This is a genomic window from Pseudoxanthobacter sp. (genome assembly GCF_036822375.1).
Classification (GTDB): domain Bacteria; phylum Pseudomonadota; class Alphaproteobacteria; order Rhizobiales; family Segnochrobactraceae; genus Pseudoxanthobacter.
The window spans coordinates 1-1788 of record NZ_DAISHT010000370.1 but is presented as its reverse complement, the minus strand read 5'-3'; the positions used below and the strand labels follow the sequence as shown (position 1 = coordinate 1788).

1 protein-coding gene and 1 pseudogene are annotated in these 1788 nt (G+C 68.8%); both read left to right on the top strand.

The genetic code is table 11. The annotated features are described in order from the left end of the window. Positions 1-570, top strand: a pseudogene (locus tag V7067_RS17720) (hypothetical protein); the annotation flags it as partial. A gap of 302 nt (positions 571-872) precedes the next feature. After that, positions 873-1788, top strand: a 916-nt coding sequence (locus V7067_RS17715; protein ID WP_334177201.1) for a glycosyltransferase, incomplete at its 3' end; no start/stop codon positions are given.

Genomic DNA, 1788 nt, shown 5'->3' with positions numbered 1-1788 from the left:
AATCCCTATTACACCGAAGGTCCGCTCGATGCGCGTCTGCGGCGGGTGCTGCCGCCCGCCGCCACCGGCCGGCGCACCGGCACGCGCCGTGTCACGACCCTGCAGCCCGTGGCGACGCAGCCGCTCGTCACCCAGCCTCTGGTGACACAGACGCTGATGCCGGCCGACACCACGCCCGTGGTGACGGTGCCGCCGCCCGGCACCACCATCGTCGGCGCACCCGGCACCCCCGCGGTCGCCGGCGCGCCGGCCGGCACCGGCGGCAGTGCGGGCGATCTGACGCAGACCATCCAGTCGCCGCCCGCGCTGCCGGACGAGCCCGCGGCCGCCACCACAAGCCGCGCGCCGGCAACGCCGGGCTCCTACGGCTTCGGCATCACGCCCGCCACCGGCGGCACGGCACGGTCCGGTGCGGCGGCGGGCAACGGCCAGCCGGTCGGCAGTCAGGCAGGCGGACCTGCGGCCGGCAGCGTGCGGGTCGTCGGCGGCGGTGCGCCGGCGGCGGCCGCGGTGCCGGGCGATGGCGGTGCGCCGCTGCAGCTGCCCAGCGCCATCGCGCCGCAGCAGTAGCCGGCCTGAACGCGGCCCGGGCCCGGCCTGAACGGCGGTAACGCCGTCTCAAGGCTGTTTATGCGGCGCACGTTGACGCTGTGGCGGAACAATGGTGGTGTTCCCCCTGAATTTGCTGCACAACGGCGGGCAATTCCGGCCCGTGCCGGCGGGCCTTGCAAGGCTGGCCGCGGTGATGGCGGCGCGGGCTGCGGCGGCTGCGGGGGCAGCCTGCCACGGCAGCCGGACCGGCGGTCAAACTCTCTCTCGTGCCGGGCGGTATCGGGCCGCTGGCGGGGCCAAGCATGAGGACGTGAGCAGCCATGACGAAGACCATCGCCACGCTGTTCTGGCTTCTGACGACCGCGGTGGTGATGGTCCTGATCACGCAGCCGATCAGTCTTCAGGCGCACATGATCGTCGGCGTCATCGTCGTGCTGGTGCTGACGGTCATCAAGTGGTTCCCGTCAGAAGGCGTCAAGCGACAGGTTTTCCTTGCGCTCGGCACCACGATCATCATGCGTTACGTCTACTGGCGCACAACCAGTACGATTCCGCCGATCAACCAGCCGGAGAACTTCATTCCGGGCGTGATTCTCTACACGTTCGAGATGTACAGCGTGATGATGCTCGCGCTGAGCCTGTTCACGGTGGCAGACCCCACGCAGCGCAAGCCGGCGCCGTTTCCGCCCTATGAGAAGCTGCCGACGGTCGATATCTACATCCCGACCTACAACGAAGACGAACTGCTGCTGGCGACCACGGTTGCCGCCGCGGTGGCGCTCGATTATCCGCGCGAGAAGCTCAACGTCTACCTGCTCGACGACGGCGGTTCCGACCAGAAGTGCAACGCTTCCGATCCGGTGGCGGCTGCCAGCGCACGCCAGCGCCGCGCCGACCTGCAGCGCATGTGCGCCGAACTCGGTGCCCGATACCTGACGCGCGCCCGCAACGAACACGCCAAGGCCGGCAACATGAATGCCGCGCTGCCCAAGACCCGGGGCGACCTGATCGTCGTGTTCGATGCTGACCACTGCCCGACGCGCGACTTCCTCACCTGCACGGTCGGCTTTTTCGTGCAGGACCCCAAGCTGTTCCTTGTGCAGACGCCGCACTTCTTCATCAACCCGGATCCGCTTGAGCACAACCTCAACACGTTCGAGAAGATGCCGTCTGAGAACGAGCAGTTCTACGGCATGGTGCAGCGCGGGCTGGACCGCTGGGACGCGTCGTTCTTCT